This is a genomic window from Nisaea sp. (genome assembly GCF_040217065.1).
GTDB lineage: Bacteria > Pseudomonadota > Alphaproteobacteria > Thalassobaculales > Thalassobaculaceae > Nisaea.
Map to the genome: position 1 here is coordinate 1 of NZ_JAVJNX010000002.1, position 16,059 is coordinate 16,059.

General features: G+C 61.8%; 14 protein-coding genes. All 14 read left to right on the forward strand.

What is annotated here, in order from left to right; translation table 11 throughout:
* On the forward strand, positions 1-1,147 hold a 1,147-nt coding region (locus RH950_RS00840), incomplete at its 5' end, for an NADH-quinone oxidoreductase subunit D (protein ID WP_350052737.1).
* Complete coding sequence (gene nuoE, locus RH950_RS00845) at positions 1,144-1,806, forward strand: NADH-quinone oxidoreductase subunit NuoE (RefSeq protein ID WP_350052739.1); 663 nt, start codon at positions 1,144-1,146, stop codon at positions 1,804-1,806. The genes RH950_RS00840 and nuoE, both read left to right, overlap by 4 nt.
* A complete protein-coding gene (gene nuoF, locus RH950_RS00850) occupies positions 1,806-3,101 on the forward strand; it encodes an NADH-quinone oxidoreductase subunit NuoF (RefSeq protein WP_350052741.1) in 1,296 nt (431 codons plus the stop codon). Before nuoE ends, nuoF begins: the two co-directional genes overlap by 1 nt.
* Positions 3,102-3,137: 36 nt before the next feature.
* A complete protein-coding gene (gene nuoG, locus RH950_RS00855) occupies positions 3,138-5,234 on the forward strand; it encodes an NADH-quinone oxidoreductase subunit NuoG (protein ID WP_350052743.1) in 2,097 nt (698 codons plus the stop codon).
* Between the two features lie 13 nt (positions 5,235-5,247).
* The gene (gene nuoH / locus RH950_RS00860) at positions 5,248-6,270 is read left to right on the forward strand and encodes an NADH-quinone oxidoreductase subunit NuoH (RefSeq protein ID WP_350052745.1); all 1,023 of its coding nucleotides are present in this window, start codon (positions 5,248-5,250) and stop codon (positions 6,268-6,270) included.
* 59 nt (positions 6,271-6,329) lie between these two features.
* On the forward strand, positions 6,330-6,818 hold the full coding sequence (gene nuoI, locus RH950_RS00865) for an NADH-quinone oxidoreductase subunit NuoI (protein ID WP_350052747.1): 489 nt from the start codon (positions 6,330-6,332) through the stop codon (positions 6,816-6,818).
* Between the two features lie 95 nt (positions 6,819-6,913).
* Positions 6,914-7,519, forward strand: coding sequence for an NADH-quinone oxidoreductase subunit J (locus RH950_RS00870; protein ID WP_350052749.1), 606 nt, complete (start codon positions 6,914-6,916; stop codon positions 7,517-7,519).
* A gap of 2 nt (positions 7,520-7,521) precedes the next feature.
* A complete protein-coding gene (gene nuoK, locus RH950_RS00875; protein WP_350052751.1) occupies positions 7,522-7,833 on the forward strand; it encodes an NADH-quinone oxidoreductase subunit NuoK in 312 nt (103 codons plus the stop codon).
* 6 nt (positions 7,834-7,839) lie between these two features.
* A complete protein-coding gene (gene nuoL, locus RH950_RS00880; protein WP_350052753.1) occupies positions 7,840-9,771 on the forward strand; it encodes an NADH-quinone oxidoreductase subunit L in 1,932 nt (643 codons plus the stop codon).
* Positions 9,772-9,775: 4 nt separating this feature from the next.
* A complete protein-coding gene (locus RH950_RS00885) occupies positions 9,776-11,287 on the forward strand; it encodes an NADH-quinone oxidoreductase subunit M (RefSeq protein WP_350052755.1) in 1,512 nt (503 codons plus the stop codon).
* 16 nt (positions 11,288-11,303) lie between these two features.
* On the forward strand, positions 11,304-12,764 hold the full coding sequence (gene nuoN, locus RH950_RS00890; protein WP_350052757.1) for an NADH-quinone oxidoreductase subunit NuoN: 1,461 nt from the start codon (positions 11,304-11,306) through the stop codon (positions 12,762-12,764).
* Positions 12,765-12,822: 58 nt separating this feature from the next.
* Positions 12,823-13,575, forward strand: coding sequence for a biotin--[acetyl-CoA-carboxylase] ligase (locus RH950_RS00895; RefSeq protein ID WP_350052759.1), 753 nt, complete (start codon positions 12,823-12,825; stop codon positions 13,573-13,575).
* Positions 13,575-14,378, forward strand: coding sequence for a type III pantothenate kinase (locus RH950_RS00900; RefSeq protein ID WP_350052760.1), 804 nt, complete (start codon positions 13,575-13,577; stop codon positions 14,376-14,378). Before RH950_RS00895 ends, RH950_RS00900 begins: the two co-directional genes overlap by 1 nt.
* The gene (locus tag RH950_RS00905) at positions 14,375-16,042 is read left to right on the forward strand and encodes a ribonuclease J (RefSeq protein WP_350052762.1); all 1,668 of its coding nucleotides are present in this window, start codon (positions 14,375-14,377) and stop codon (positions 16,040-16,042) included. The genes RH950_RS00900 and RH950_RS00905 overlap by 4 nt, the downstream gene beginning before the upstream one ends.
* Positions 16,043-16,059 lie beyond the last annotated feature (17 nt).

Consider the following 16,059-nt stretch of genomic DNA (forward strand, 5'->3'; position numbering starts at 1 on the left):
CAATTTCGGCCCGCAGCATCCGGCCGCGCATGGCGTGTTGCGCCTTGTGCTGGAAATGGATGGCGAGATCGTCGAGCGGGCAGATCCGCATATCGGCCTGCTGCATCGCGGCACCGAGAAGCTGATCGAGTACAAGACCTATCTGCAGGCCGTGCCCTATTTCGACCGGCTCGACTATGTCGCGCCGATGTCCCAGGAACATGCCTATGCGCTGGCGGTCGAAAAGCTGCTGGGCATCGAGGTGCCGAAGCGCGGCCAGTATATCCGGGTGCTCTATGCCGAGATCTCGCGCATCCTGAATCACCTGCTGAACATCACCACCTTCGCCATCGACGTTGGCGCCATGACGCCGCTGCTCTGGGGCTTCGAAGAGCGCGAGAAACTCATGGAATTCTATGAGCGGGCCTGTGGCGCGCGTCTTCACGCGGCCTATTTCCGCCCGGGCGGCGTGGCCATGGATATCCCGGCCGGCCTGCTGGACGACATCATGGCCTGGACCGAGACATTCCCGGCCGTGATGGACGATATCGAGAGCCTGCTGACGGAAAACCGGATTTTCAAGCAGCGCACGGTCGATATTGGTGTGGTGACAGCCGAGGAAGCTCAGGCGCTCGGTTTCAGCGGTCCATGCATCCGGGCCTCCGGTTTGCCATGGGATCTGCGCAAGTCGCAGCCTTATGACGTCTATAACGAACTCGATTTCGATATCCCGATCGGCAAGACCGGCGACTGCTATGCGCGCTATCTGGTGCGTATCAAGGAAGTCCGCGAGAGCTTGAAGATCATCCGGCAATGCGTCGAGAAGATGCCGGACGGTCCCGTCAAAACCGAGGACCGCAAGGTCGCGCCGCCGAGCCGCGGCGAAATGAAGCACTCGATGGAAGCGCTGATCCATCACTTCAAGCTCTATACAGAGGGCTATCACGTGCCGGCCGGCGAGACCTACACCGCCGTGGAAGCGCCGAAAGGCGAGTTTGCGGTGTTCCTGGTCTCCGACGGCAGCAACAAACCCTATCGCTGCAAGATCCGGGCACCCGGATTTTCGTTCCTGTCCGCCATGGATTTCTTGTCCAAGGGGCACATGCTGGCCGACACGGTCGCCATCATTGGCTCGCTTGATATTGTGTTCGGGGAGATTGACCGGTGAGTGGTATCGACATCGCCGAGAACCAGCCCGAGAGCTTTGCCTTCACGTCCGAGAATATGGCGAAGGCAGATGCGATCATTGCCAAATATCCGGAGGGCCGTCAGGCCAGTGCGGTAATGCCGTTGCTCGACCTGGCCCAGCGCCAGCACGACAACTGGATACCGCTGGCGGCGATCGACGTGATCTCAGAGAAGCTGAAAATGCCGCGCATCCGGGTTCTGGAAGTGGCGACCTTCTACACGATGTACAACCTGAAGCCGGTCGGGAAGTATTTCCTGCAGGCCTGCACCACGACGCCATGCTGGCTGCGCGGCTCCGACCAGGTGATGAAATGCATCAAGGACACGCTTGGTCTGGACAACCACCAGACCAGCGACGATGGCATGTTCACGTTGCTGGAGGTCGAGTGTCTCGGCGCCTGCGCCAATGCGCCGATCCTGCAGGTGAATGACGAATTCTACGAAGACGCCAATTACGAGAACACAGCGAAGCTTCTGGAATCGCTGAAAAAAGGCGAGGTCCCGGAGCCCGGTTCTCTGTCCGGCCGGAACCATTCGGAGCCGGAAGCCGGGGCGCAGACACTGCTGTCCTACAAGGACAATGAAGGAACGCGCAGCTACGACGCCAAGATCAGCGCCGGCGAGACGGGAGAGAAGTGATGTTGAGGGACGAGGACCGCATCTTCACGAACCTCTACGGCTGGTTCGACTGGGGCCTGGAAGGCGCCCGCAAGCGCGGCGACTGGAGCACCACGAAAGAGATCCTTTCACGCAGCCCGGAAGACATCGTCGAAGATGTGAAGAATTCCGGCCTGCGCGGGCGCGGCGGGGCGGGTTTCCCGACCGGTGTGAAATGGTCCTTCATGCCGAAAGAGGTGAAGGACAAGCCGCATTATCTCGTGGTGAACGCGGACGAGTCGGAGCCGGGGACCTGCAAGGACCGGGAAATCATCCGGAACGACCCGCACAAGCTGGTCGAAGGCTGCCTGATCGCCGGTTATTCGATGCGCGCCTGTGCCGCCTATATCTATATCCGCGGCGAATTCTATGCCGAGGCAGTACGCCTGCAGGCAGCGATTGACCAGGCATACGAAGCCGGTCTGATCGGCAAGAATGCCTGCGGTTCCGGCTACGATTTCGACGTCTTCCTGCATCGCGGCGCCGGCGCCTATATCTGTGGCGAGGAAACCGCTCTCCTGGAGAGCCTTGAAGGCAAGAAGGGCCAGCCGCGCCTGAAGCCGCCGTTCCCGGCGGGTGTCGGCCTTTATGGCTGTCCGACCACGGTGAACAATGTCGAGAGCATCGCCGTCGTGCCGGAAATCCTGCGCCGCGGCTTCCAGTGGTTCGCCGATCTCGGCCGGCCGAAGAATTCCGGCACCAAGCTGTTCTGCATCTCGGGCCATGTCGAGAACCCGTGCAATGTGGAAGAGGAAATGGGCATCCCGCTGCGGGAGCTTCTGGAGAAGCATTGCGGCGGCGTGATCGGCGGCTGGGACAACCTGCTGGCCGTGATCCCGGGCGGATCATCGGTGCCGATGATGCCGAAAGCGGTCTGCGACGACGTGCTGATGGATTTTGACTCGTTGCGCGAAGTCGGCGCCGGTCTGGGGACCGCCGCGGTCATCGTCATGAACAAGCAGACCGACATCGTTCGCGCAATCGCGCGTCTTTCGTACTTCTATAAGCATGAGAGCTGCGGCCAGTGCACGCCGTGCCGCGAAGGCACCGGCTGGATGTACCGGGTCATGGACCGGCTCTGCCGGGGCGAGGCCGAGGTCGAGGAAATCGACGCGCTTTACCAGGTTACCAAGCAGATTGAAGGCCACACCATCTGCGCGCTGGGCGATGCCGCAGCATGGCCGATCCAGGGCCTTCTCCGGCATTTCCGGCCGGAAGTCGAGCGCCGGATCGCGGCCCGCAAAGCCGGCCAGCCGGTACTGGAGGCCGCGGAATGATGCACTCGACGGGAATGCGCTTGCGGGGAGATCGCAATGCCTAAATTGACGGTCAACGGGGTCGAGGTCGAGGTTCCGGCCGGTGCTTCCGTGTTGCAGGCCTGCGAGGAAGCCGGCGCCGAGGTGCCGCGCTTCTGTTATCACGAGCGCCTGTCCATTGCCGGCAATTGCCGCATGTGCCTCGTCGAGATGGAGCGCTCGCCGAAGCCAGTCGCCTCCTGCGCGATGCCGGCCGGCGACGGCATGGTGATCCGGACCGACACGGATATAGTCAAGAGGGCGCGGGAAGGGGTGATGGAATTCCTCCTCATCAACCACCCGCTGGATTGCCCGATCTGCGACCAGGGTGGCGAATGCGATCTGCAGGACCAGGCCATGGCCTTCGGTCATCATTCCAGCCGCTACGACGAGAACAAGCGCGCGGTCGAAGACAAGCATATGGGCCCGCTGGTCAACACGATCATGACCCGCTGCATCCATTGCACGCGCTGCGTCCGGTTCTCGACCGAGGTTGCCGGTGTCACCGACATGGGCCTGCTTGGCCGCGGCGAGAACGCCGAGATCACGACCTATCTGGAAAAGGCGCTCGACAGTGAACTGTCGGCCAATGTGATCGACCTTTGCCCGGTCGGTGCGCTGACCTCCAAGCCTTATGCCTTCGTGGCGCGTCCCTGGGAGCTGCGCAAGACCGAGACCATCGATGTGATGGATGCGCTCGGCTCGAACATCCGGGTCGATACCCGCGGCTCGGAAGTGCTTCGCGTGCTGCCGCGCCTGCATGAAGAGGTCAACGAAGAGTGGATCTCCGACAAGACGCGGTATGCCTGCGACGGCCTGAAGCGCCAGCGTCTGGATAGGCCGTATCTACGCAAGGACGGCAAACTGCAGCCGGTTTCCTGGGATGACGCTTTCGCCGCCATCGCCGCGAAACTGAAAGGTCTCAAGGGCGCCGAAATCGCCGCTGTTGCCGGTGACACGGTCGACGTTGAGTCCATGTTTGCCCTGAAGGGCCTGATGACGGGGCTGGGCTCGCCGAACCTGGATTGCCGGCAGGACGGCGCCAAGCTCGATGCGATGACCCGGGCCGGTTACCTCTTCAATGCGACGATTGCCGGGATCGAGGACGCCGACGCCATCCTGATCGTCGGCGCCAATCCGCGCTGGGATGCCGCCGTCTTGAACGCCCGTATCCGCAAGCGCTGGCTCGCGGGCGGTCTCAAGGTCGGTGTGATCGGTGCACCGGTCGACCTGACCTACAGTTACGACCATCTCGGTGCCGGCCCGCAGACCCTGAGCGAAGTCGCGGATGGCAAGAACGCTTTTGCCTCGGTGCTGAAGGACGCCAAGAAGCCGATGATCATCCTCGGCATGGGCGCTCTGACCCGTGAAGACGGGGCGGCGGTTCTGGCGACGGCGCGGAAGATCGCGGAAAGCACCGGAATGCTGGTCCCTGCCTCGAAGGACGCGGACGGCAACGAAATTCCGGCCTGGAACGGCTTCAGCGTCCTGCATACGGCGGCATCCCGCGTCGGCGGTCTCGATCTCGGCTTCCTGCCGGGCAAGGGCGGTGCTGATGTTGCGGGAATGCTCGACGGGGCTTCCAAGGGCAAGATCAAGGCGGTCTATCTGCTCGGTGCTGACGAGATCGACACCCAGCGGCTCGGCGATGCCTTCGTGATCTATCAGGGCCATCACGGCGATCGTGGCGCGCACCGCGCGGACGTGATCCTGCCGGGCGCGGCCTATACGGAAAAGGACGGTCTCTACGTCAACACCGAAGGTCGGGTGCAGATGGCCCTCCGGGCCAGTTTCCCGCCGGGCGAGGCCCGCGAGGACTGGGCTATTGTCCGCGCGCTCTCCGCACATCTCGGGGCTGCTCTGCCATATGACAGCCTGGAACAGCTTCGGGCTGCCCTGCGCAAATCGAACGAGGTCTTCACCGAGATCGATATCGCGCCGCAGGCGGTCTGGGGGCCGTTCGGCGCGGAAGGCAGCATGTCCGAGACCGGTTTCGGCACAACGATCGAGAATTTCTACATGACCGACCCGATCAGCCGGGCCTCTCTGACGATGGCCGAATGCACGGAAGTCTTTGTTCTGCCCAAGCAGAACCGGACCGGGACCGAGGGGTGAGGAGTTAGTGGGCATGGATGCGATCCTCGAAACCTACGTGATCCCGACAGCGATCATTCTGGCGCAGATCCTCGCCATTGTGGTGCCGCTGCTGGTGGCCGTGGCCTATCTCACCTTTTTCGAGCGCAAGGTGATCGGCGCCATGCAGATGCGGAAGGGGCCGAACGTTGTTGGCCCGTTCGGGCTCCTGCAGCCGCTTGCCGATGGTGTGAAGCTGTTCTCCAAGGAGACCATCCTGCCGGCGGGCTCGAACAAGATCATGTTCGCCATGGCGCCGATGCTGACATTCATCCTGGCGATGATAGCCTGGGCGGTGATCCCGTTCGATGCGGGCATGGTGCTGGCCGATATCAATGTCGGGGTGCTCTATCTCTTCGCGATTTCCTCGCTCGGGGTCTATGGCGTGATCATGGCCGGCTGGGCGTCGAACTCCAAATATGCCTTCCTCGGCGCGCTGCGCTCCGCGGCCCAGATGGTGTCCTACGAAGTCTCGATCGGCTTCGTGATCATCACGGTGCTGCTCTGCGTCGGCTCGCTGAACCTGACCGCCATTGTCGAGGCCCAGCGCACGGTCTGGTTCGCCATTCCGCTGCTGCCGATGTTCGTCATCTTCTTCGTCTCGGCGCTGGCCGAGACCAACCGGGCGCCGTTCGATCTGCCGGAAGGCGAGTCGGAGCTGGTCGCGGGATATTTCGTCGAATATTCCTCGATGACCTTTGCCCTGTTCTTCCTCGGTGAGTACGCGAACATGATCCTGATGAGCGGGATCACCGTGATCCTGTTCATGGGCGGCTGGCTGCCGATCTTCGACGTGGCGCCGTTCAACTGGATACCGGGGCCGATCTGGTTCTTCGCCAAGATCGCCTTCGTCCTGTTCTTCTTCCTCTGGGTCCGGGCGACCTTCCCGCGCTACCGCTATGACCAGTTGATGCGCCTGGGCTGGAAAGTGTTCCTGCCGTTTTCGCTGCTCTGGGTCGTCCTGACCGCGGGTGTGCTGGTGGCATTCGACATTGTGCCCGCACCGGTGCTGGGATGAGGGCGGACACAATGACACCAGACGCGACCCAAACGCGCAAAATGGAGAGAGTCTGAGCCATGAGCACGTTGCAACAAAGCGCACGCGGCCTGCTGCTGTGGGAACTGCTTTCGGGCATGTATCTCACGCTGAAGTATTTCTTCCGGCCGAAAGTGACGATCAATTACCCCTACGAGAAGGGACCGATCAGCAGCCGCTTCCGCGGCGAGCACGCGCTGCGCCGCTATCCGAACGGCGAAGAGCGCTGCATCGCCTGCAAGCTGTGCGAGGCGATCTGTCCGGCCCAGGCGATCACCATCGAGGCAGAGCCGCGCGGCGACGGCAGCCGACGCACGACCCGCTACGATATCGACATGACGAAATGCATCTATTGCGGCTTCTGTCAGGAAGCCTGCCCGGTCGATGCGATCGTCGAGGGACCGAACTTTGAATTCGCCACGGAAACCCGTGAGGAGCTGTTCTACAACAAGGACAAGCTGCTCGCGAACGGTGACCGCTGGGAGCGCGAGATCGCGCATAATCTGACCGTCGACGCACCGTACCGTTGAGGGTGCCGGGGGCGAGGGAACATGAAGAAAGCCGGCAAAATGGCTGAGATGACTCACACATTGCCTGCCGCGGATGCGGCGGAGCGGGGGCGCGGATGATCCAGGCACTCATATTCTATGTCTTTGCCGCGATCACCATTGCCTCCGGCGTCATGGTGGTCTCGTCGCGGAACCCCGTGCATTCGGTGCTGTTCCTGATCCTGGCCTTCTTCAATGCGGCCGGGCTGTTCGTGCTGATCGGCGCCGAGTTCATCGCCATGATCCTGGTCGTGGTCTATGTCGGTGCGGTCGCGGTGCTGTTCCTTTTCGTCGTCATGATGCTCGACATCAATTTCGTCGAGCTGCGCCAGGGCTTCATGAAGTATCTGCCGATCGGCCTGCTGATCGGGGTTGTGATCTTCGCCGAACTGTTCTTCGTGGTGACCGGCTGGGTGATCGCCCCAGACATGATCACGGCGGCGCCCGCGCCGGATCCGTCAGCGGTGACCAACACGCATGCTCTCGGGGCGCTGATCTATACCCGCTATGTCTATCTCTTCCAGTCTGCCGGTCTGATCCTGCTGATCGCCATGATCGGTGCCATCGTCCTGACACTGCGGAAGCGCCCGGGGGTCAAGCGCCAGCGCATTTCCGAGCAGCTCTCCCGGACCACGGAGGAGACCGTCGAAGTCGTGAGCGTGCAACGCGGGGAGGGGGTCTGATCATGCTTGAAATTGGCCTGGCGCACTATCTGACGGTCGCCGCCGTCCTCTTCACGCTCGGCATGTTCGGGATCTTCCTGAACCGCAAGAACGTGATCATCATCCTGATGTCGATCGAGCTCATGCTGCTCGCGGTCAACATCAACCTGGTGACCTTCTCGGTCTTCCTGAACGATCTGGTCGGGCAGATTTTCGCCCTCTTCGTGCTGACCGTCGCTGCAGCGGAGGCAGCCATCGGCCTCGCCATCCTCGTCGTGTATTTCCGTAATCGCGGAAGTATCGCGGTCGAAGACATCAACCTGATGAAAGGGTAAGGCCGGATGTACGCCGCCATCGTCTTCCTGCCGCTGCTCGGCAGTCTTATCGCGGGCCTGGGAAACCGCTCGATCGGGGACCGTCCGGCGCAGCTGGTGACCTGCGGGGCCATGCTTGTCGCGCTCGGCCTCTCGATCATCGCCTTCTTCGATGTCGCGCTCGGCGGCAATCCGGTGACGATCGAGCTGTTCACCTGGATTTCTTCCGGATCGATGGAAGCCTCCTGGGCGCTGAAGTTCGACACCCTGACGGCGGTCATGCTGATCGTGGTCACCGGCGTGTCGACCATGGTTCATATCTATTCCATCGGATATATGAGCCACGATGCCTCGAAGCCGCGTTTCATGGCCTATCTGAGCCTGTTCACCTTCGCCATGCTGATGCTGGTGACGGCGGACAATCTGGTGCAGATGTTCTTCGGCTGGGAAGGCGTCGGTCTCGCCTCCTATCTGCTGATCGGCTTCTGGTACCAGAAGCCCTCCGCCAATGCCGCGGCCATGAAGGCCTTCATCGTCAACCGCGTCGGCGATTTCGGCTTCGCCCTGGGCATCTTCGGCACCTACCTGCTGTTCGATACGGTCGTGCTGGACGATATCTTCGCCGCCACGCCGGACAAGGCGGGCATGACACTGGAATTCCTCGGCACCGAGTGGCACGCGCTGACCATCCTCTGCATGCTGCTGTTCATCGGCGCCATGGGCAAGTCGGCCCAGCTCGGCCTGCACACCTGGCTGCCGGACGCCATGGAAGGCCCGACCCCGGTTTCCGCGCTCATTCATGCGGCGACCATGGTCACCGCCGGTGTCTTCATGGTCGCGCGTCTGTCGCCGATGATGGAATTCTCGCCCGATACACTGATGGTGATCACCATTGTCGGGGCGACGACGGCCTTCTTCGCCGCGACCGTCGGTCTCTGCCAGAACGACATCAAGCGGGTGATCGCCTATTCGACCTGCAGCCAGCTCGGCTACATGTTCTTCGCCTGCGGTGTCTCTGCCTATTCGGCCGCCATCTTCCACCTGATGACGCATGCCTTCTTCAAGGCACTGCTGTTCCTCGGTGCCGGCTCGGTGATCCACGCCATGTCGGACGAGCAGGACATGCGCAACATGGGCGGTATCTGGAAGCATATCAAACTGACCTACATCCTGATGTGGGTCGGCAGCTGGGCCCTGGTCGGCCTGCCGCCCTTCTCCGGCTTCTTCTCCAAGGACCTGATCATCGAAGTGGCCTATGCCCGTGATACCGGTGTTGGCGACTACGCCTTCTGGCTCGGTGTGGGCGCGGCCTTCATGACCGCCTTCTACAGCTGGCGTTTGCTGATCATGACCTTCCACGGGGCCCCGCGTGCCAGCAAGGAAGTCATGAGTCATATCCACGAATCCCCGCCGGTCATGACCGTGCCGCTGATCGTGCTGGCCATCGGCGCCATGTTCGCCGGATGGCTTGGCTACCAGTATTTCGGCGGAGACCTCCGGGCGGAATTCTGGGGCGCTGCGATCTTCGTCGCCGAGGGCAACGACACGATCGAGGGCGCGCACCATGTGCCGAGCTGGGTGAAGTTGCTGCCGATCGTCGTCACGGTCGCCGGGATCGGACTCGCCTACCTGTTCTACATGTTCAGCCCGTCCCTGCCGGGCAAGCTGGCGACCGCTTTCAGGCCGGTCTACCTGTTCCTGCTGAACAAATGGTACTTCGACGAGCTGTACGATTTCCTCTTCGTCCGTCCGGCCATGAAGATCGGCCGGATCTTCTGGAAAGGCGGCGACGGCGCGATCATCGACGGCTTCGGGCCCGACGGCATCAGCCTGATCACGAAGCTCGCGGCTGTCCGCGCAGGCAAGATGCAGTCCGGATATGTCTACCATTACGCCTTTGTCATGATGATCGGCGTGGTCGCGATCATCTCCTGGTACATGCTGATGAGCGGGAAGTAAGACCATGAGCGATTGGCCTCTACTCTCTCTGGTAACCTTCCTGCCGCTCGCGGGAGCCCTGTTCATCGGGCTCACGCGAGGCGATGAGGAACAGGTGGCGAAGAATGCCCGTTACGTGGCGCTCTGGACCTCCCTGATCACCTTCTTCGTCTCGCTGCTGATCTGGGCCGGGTTCGACCCGACGACGCCTGACTTCCAGTTCGTCGAGAAACGCGAATGGCTGCCCGACTGGGGCATCGGCTATCACATGGGTGTCGACGGCATCTCCATGTGGTTCGTGCTGCTCTCCACCCTGCTGACGCCGATCTGCATCCTGTCCAGCTGGGAAGCGGTGCAGAAGCGGGTGAAGGAATACATGATCGCCTTCCTGGTCCTCGAGACCCTGATGGTCGGCATGTTCTGCGCGCTGGATATCCTGGTCTTCTACATCTTCTTCGAAGGCGTGCTGATCCCGATGTTCCTGATCATCGGGATTTGGGGGGGCGCCCGCCGGGTCTATGCGGCGTTCAAGTTCTTCCTCTATACGCTGCTCGGCTCCGTGCTGATGCTGATCGCCATCCTGGCCATGTATCTGCAGACCGGTACGACGGATATTCCGGCTCTGATGGCTGCCGGATTCCCGACCGGACTGCAGACCTGGCTCTGGCTCGCCTTCTTTGCCTCCTTCGCCGTGAAGGTGCCGATGTGGCCGGTTCATACCTGGCTGCCGGATGCCCATGTCGAGGCGCCGACGGCAGGCTCGGTGATCCTGGCTGGCGTGCTGCTGAAGATGGGCGGCTACGGCTTCCTGCGCTTCTCCATTCCTATGTTCCCGGAAGCGACCGAGTATTTCGCGCCGCTGGTCTTCACGCTCAGCGTCGTGGCGGTGATCTACACCTCGCTCGTCGCCCTGGTGCAGGAAGACATGAAGAAGCTGATCGCCTATTCCTCGGTTGCGCATATGGGCTTTGTCACCATCGGCATGTTCACCCTGAACACACAGGGCGTCGAAGGCTCGATCTTCCAGATGCTGAGCCACGGCATTGTCTCCGGTGCGCTCTTCCTCTGCGTCGGCGTCGTCTACGACCGTATGCATACCCGCGAGATCGCCGCCTATGGCGGACTGGTCGAGCGCATGCCGCGCTATGCGCTGGTCTTCATGATCTTCACCATGGCCTCGGTCGGCCTGCCGGCGACCAGCGGGTTCGTCGGTGAGTTCCTGATCCTGATGGGCGCGTTCGAAAGCAGCACCTGGCTGGCTGCATTTGCCGCCACCGGCCTGATCCTCGGTGCCGCCTACATGCTCTATCTCTATCGCCGGATCATCTTTGGGGTGCTCGACAAGGAGGCTCTGAAGCAGATCCTTGACCTGTCGCCCCGCGAGATTGCGATCTTCGCGCCGCTTATCATCCTCGTCTTCTGGATGGGGATTTATCCCTCGACCTTCCTCGACATCATGTCGGTGTCTGTCGATCATCTGATCACCAACTACAAGGTTGCGCTGGCTGACGCCGGTGTGGCCGTGGCCGCCCGTTAGGGCAGGAGTGAGACCCATGGATGCGATCACAACGCTTCCCGTGATGAGCCCGGCGGCCGGGGAAATCTTCCTTGCCGTTGCCGCCATGGCGCTGCTCATGTTCGGTGTGTTCAGGGGCGGCAAGGCACAGGAGGCCACGTCCTGGCTCGCCGTCGCCGTGCTTCTGATCGCCGGCGGTCTGGTGCTGAGCCACGGCGGCGATACCAGGCCGGCCTTTTTCGGCATGTTCAAGGTCGGCGCCTTCGCCCAGTTCGCCAAGATCCTGATCCTGGCCGGCTCGATCCTCGCGATCATCATGTCCCGCAGCACGTTCCGGCAGGACAGTTTCGAGCGGTTCGAGTATCCGGTGCTGATCGTTCTGTCGACGCTCGGCATGCTGATGATGGTATCGGCCAACGACATGATCGCACTTTATGTCGGTCTCGAGACCCAGAGTCTGGCGCTCTACGTCATCGCCTCGATCCGGCGCGACACGCTGCGCTCGACCGAAGCGGGGCTGAAGTATTTCGTCCTTGGCGCGCTCTCCTCCGGCATGCTGCTCTACGGCTCGTCACTGGTCTACGGCTTCGCCGGGACGACGGAGTTCGAAACGCTTGCCCGTGTGTTCGCCGATCTCGACGGCCAGCAGCCGGCGGTCGGCCTGATCATCGGCCTGGTGTTCGTGATCTGCGGCCTGGCCTTCAAGGTCTCCGCGGTTCCGTTCCACATGTGGACGCCGGACGTCTATGAAGGGGCGCCGACACCGGTCACGGCCCTGTTCGCCGTCGCGCCGAAAGTGGCCGCCCTGGCGCTGTTCCTGCGCGTGCTGCTCGAGCCGTTCGGTGCGCTGGTCGGCGAGTGGCAGCAGATCATTGCCCTGATCGCGGTGCTTTCCATGGCACTGGGCGCTGTCGGCGCCATTGTCCAGACCAACATCAAGCGTCTGATGGCCTACAGCTCCATCGGCCATATGGGCTATGCCCTGGTCGGGCTTGCGGCGGCCAACGAAGCCGGGGTTGCCGGTATCCTGGTCTATCTGGCGATTTATCTGTTCATGAATGTCGGGACCTTTGCCTGCATCCTGGCGATGCGCCGGCAGGGACGCGCGGTCGAAGGCATCCACGATCTGGCGGGGCTTTCCAAGACCCATCCCGGCATGGCTGCGATGATCATGATCTTCATGTTCTCGATGGCCGGCATTCCGCCGCTCGCCGGCTTCTTCGGCAAGTGGTTCGTCTTCATGGCGGCGGTCAATGCAGGCCTCATCGCCCTGGCGATTCTCGGGGTCGTGGCCAGCGTGATCGGTGCCTTCTATTATCTGCGTATCGTCAAGATCATGTATTTCGACGAGGCCGAAGAGCCGCTTGACGCTGCCATTCCCGGCGATCTCAAGATCATCATGACGGTGATGGCTGCGGTGACGCTGCTGTTCTTCATCGTCCCCGCACCGCTCGTCAGCAGCGCGAAAGCAGCGGCGTCGGCTTTGTTCGCCGGTTAGGGCGGGCGGCCCGCTGCGTGCCGGCGATGCCGGGGCGGGCTCTGAAGGATCTGAATATTTGAACCACGAGCGCCAGAGCCACGGCTTCCGGATCCTCGGCTTCGATTGTGTATCGAGCACCAATGACGAAGCCGATCGCCTGGCCCGGAACGGGGCGTCGGACCGGACACTGGTCTGGGCGCTGAGTCAGAGGTCCGGACGGGGGCGCCTCGGCCGCGCCTGGCAGTCTCCGGAAGGGAATCTCTACACGACGGCGCTGCTGGACCCGGGATTACCGCTCGGTCGCCTGCAGGAACTTTCCTTCGTCGCCTCTCTTGCGGTTCACGATACTGTCGCCGGATTGTCGCCCGATGCGGACCTGGTCCTGAAATGGCCGAATGATGTCCTGCTCGGCGGTGCCAAGATCTCCGGTATACTGACGGAGACCCTGGCAAGGGGCGCGAGTTTTGTCGCTTTGCTCGGGGTCGGCATCAATCTCGCCCACGCGCCGGGCGCGGTCCGGTATCCGACGACGGCTCTTGCCGATCATCTTGCCGTACCGGTCACGGTCGAAGGACTGCTGGATCACTATCTGAAAGCGCTGTCCGTGCGCTACGCGCTCTGGTGTTCGGAGGGCTTTTCGCCGATCAGGGAAGCCTGGACGGTTCGATCTCGCTGGATCGGCCGGACGGTTTCTGTCGCGAACGGGGAGCAGTCGATATCCGGACGCTACGACGGGATCGAAGCCGACGGGGCGATGATCGTCGTCGCGGACGACGGTGTCGTGCATAGAATTTCCGCCGGAGACGTGCGGCTTGCGGAGGATGACTGATGCTGCTGACGATTGATTGCGGAAATACGAACACAGTATTTGCAGTCTTCTCCGGGAAAGAGAAGCGGGGCTCCTGGAGGGCTTCGACCAATGTCGCGCGCACAGCGGACGAATATGCCGTCTGGCTGACCCAGCTGATGGCGCTCGAAGGGATTGACCGAAGCGATATAGCCGAAGCGGTGATTGCGACGGTTGTACCGGAGGTGCTTTTCAATCTGGAGACCCTGTGCCGGAAGTATTTTCATGCGGAGCCCATGGTCGTGGGACGCAAGGGTGTGGATCTCGGGATCCAGATCCGGATCGACAGACCGACAGAAGTCGGTGCCGATCGGCTGGTAAACGCCATTGCCGCCCATGCCGCCTATGAGGGCGCGCTGATCGTCATCGATTTCGGCACCGCGACGACTTTCGACGTGGTGGAGGCTGATGGCGGCTATGCCGGCGGCATCATCGCGCCGGGAATCAATCTTTCGCTCGACGCACTTTACCGTGCGGCGGCGCAATTGCCGAGAATCGCTATCCGGCCGCCCGAAATGCCGGAGAAAGGGACGAACAGCCCCGTGCGCGTGATCGGAAAATCGACGGTGAGTGCGATGCACTCAGGAATATTTTGGGGATATATCGGCCTGATCGAAGGACTGGTATCCCGCATCAAAGCAGAATACGGAACAGATATGACGGTTATTGGAACGGGCGGGCTTGCGGCGATCTTTGCCGACTGCACGCCAGTTATTGAACATGTTGACGAGGCGATCACGCTGCGCGGCCTGCTGTTGATCCATGAGCGGAACAAGACGCGATGAGCGCCGCACCAAAGATCACGGATGAGGATTTCCTGTTTCTGCCGCTCGGCGGCAGTGACGAAATCGGCATGAATCTCAATCTCTACCATTATGGCGGCAAATGGCTGATGGTGGATCTCGGGATCTCCTTCGGCGACGATACGATGCCCGGCATCGATGTCCTGCTGCCAGACCCTGAATTCATCGAAAAACGCCGAAAGGACCTGGTCGGGCTGGTCGTCACCCACGGCCATGAAGACCATATCGGCGCCATTCCCCATCTCTGGCCGCGTCTGCGCTGCCCGATCTATGCGACGCCCTTCACGGCGACACTGATCCGGCGGAAACTTGTCGAGGCAGGGATCCTGGAGCAGGTCGAGCTGATCGAGGTCGACCTCTCGGCCAATTTTGTCCTCGGCCCGTTTGAGCTCGAGCTGATCACACTGACGCATTCCATCCCGGAATCGAACGGGCTGGTCATTCGGTGCGGCGGCGGCACCGTGATGCATACCGGCGACTGGAAATTCGACCCTGACCCGGTGATCGGCCAGACCAGCGACATCGATGCACTGCGTGCGGTCGGCGACGAAGGTGTGCTCGCCCTGATCGGCGATTCGACGAATGTGCTGGATCCAGGGCGTTCCGGCTCCGAGGCCAGCCTGACCGCCTCTCTCGCCGAGCTGTTCCGGCAGCACGATCAGCGCATTGCCATCACCTGCTTTGCCTCGAATGTCGGCCGGCTGGCCAATATTTCGGCCGCTGCCGCTGCTGCCGGACGCAACGTCGCGCTGGTCGGACGCTCGCTCTGGAAGATGTACGAGGCGTCGCTGCAGAACGGCTATCTGCGCGACATCCCCGAATTCCTCTCGGAGAAGGACGCGGGCTTCATTCCGCGCGACAAGCTGGTGCTAATCTGTACCGGCTCGCAGGGCGAATCCCGGGCCGCACTTGCCCGCATTGCCGAGAACGCGCATCCGGAAATCACCCTCGAGCGTGGTGACGTCGTGGTCTTCTCGTCGCGGGAAATACCCGGTAACGAGACCGCGATCGGCCGGGTCCAGAGCCGGCTCGTGGCGCGTGGTATCGAGGTTGTTACCGAGCGGGACCACCATGTCCACGTCTCCGGCCATCCTGCGCGGGAGGAGCTGGTCGAAATGTACCAGTATATCCGCCCAAAGATCGCCGTGCCGGTGCATGGCAGTCCGCGCCATCTTGAGGCGCATGCCCGGCTTGCGCGTGAGTGCCAGGTGCCTGAGGCCATCGTGCCGGGCAATGGCAGTCTGATCCGTCTGGAAGAAGGCAAGGTGGAGATCATCGGCTGGGTGCCGACCGGTGCTCTGACGGTCGATGGCGGGCGCATCATTCCTCTTGAATCGAGCGTGATCGGCGACCGGCGGAAGATGCTCTTCAACGGGACGGTTTCGGCGACCGTGCTGATGAATGCCAAGGATCAAATACAGGGCGATCCGGTCCTGACCTTCAACGGCATTGCCGAGGAGGGCGAAATTGACGCATTGAGTGACACGGCAAAAGATCTCATATGGGAGACGGTCGGTGCTCTCGGCAAAAAGGTGAGAGCAAAGGACGACGAGGTCGGAGAAGCGGTCCGCTGGGCGATACGACGGGTCGTGCGAGCCGAGTACGGTAAGCGTCCGATCACGACCGTTCATGTATTGCGGGTCTGAGCAACAACACGGAGAGA

Excerpts from the sequence above, each read along its gene's own strand:
- nuoF (WP_350052741.1), top strand. The coding sequence starts at position 1,806 with ATGTTGAGGGACGAGGACCGCATCTTCACGAACCTCTACGGCTGGTTC.
- nuoG (WP_350052743.1), top strand. The coding sequence starts at position 3,138 with ATGCCTAAATTGACGGTCAACGGGGTCGAGGTCGAGGTTCCGGCCGGT.
- nuoH (WP_350052745.1), top strand. The coding sequence starts at position 5,248 with ATGGATGCGATCCTCGAAACCTACGTGATCCCGACAGCGATCATTCTG.
- nuoI (WP_350052747.1), top strand. The coding sequence starts at position 6,330 with ATGAGCACGTTGCAACAAAGCGCACGCGGCCTGCTGCTGTGGGAACTG.
- RH950_RS00870 (WP_350052749.1), top strand. The coding sequence starts at position 6,914 with ATGATCCAGGCACTCATATTCTATGTCTTTGCCGCGATCACCATTGCC.
- nuoK (WP_350052751.1), top strand. The coding sequence starts at position 7,522 with ATGCTTGAAATTGGCCTGGCGCACTATCTGACGGTCGCCGCCGTCCTC.
- nuoL (WP_350052753.1), top strand. The coding sequence starts at position 7,840 with ATGTACGCCGCCATCGTCTTCCTGCCGCTGCTCGGCAGTCTTATCGCG.
- RH950_RS00885 (WP_350052755.1), top strand. The coding sequence starts at position 9,776 with ATGAGCGATTGGCCTCTACTCTCTCTGGTAACCTTCCTGCCGCTCGCG.
- nuoN (WP_350052757.1), top strand. The coding sequence starts at position 11,304 with ATGGATGCGATCACAACGCTTCCCGTGATGAGCCCGGCGGCCGGGGAA.
- RH950_RS00900 (WP_350052760.1), top strand. The coding sequence starts at position 13,575 with ATGCTGCTGACGATTGATTGCGGAAATACGAACACAGTATTTGCAGTC.
- RH950_RS00905 (WP_350052762.1), top strand. The coding sequence starts at position 14,375 with ATGAGCGCCGCACCAAAGATCACGGATGAGGATTTCCTGTTTCTGCCG.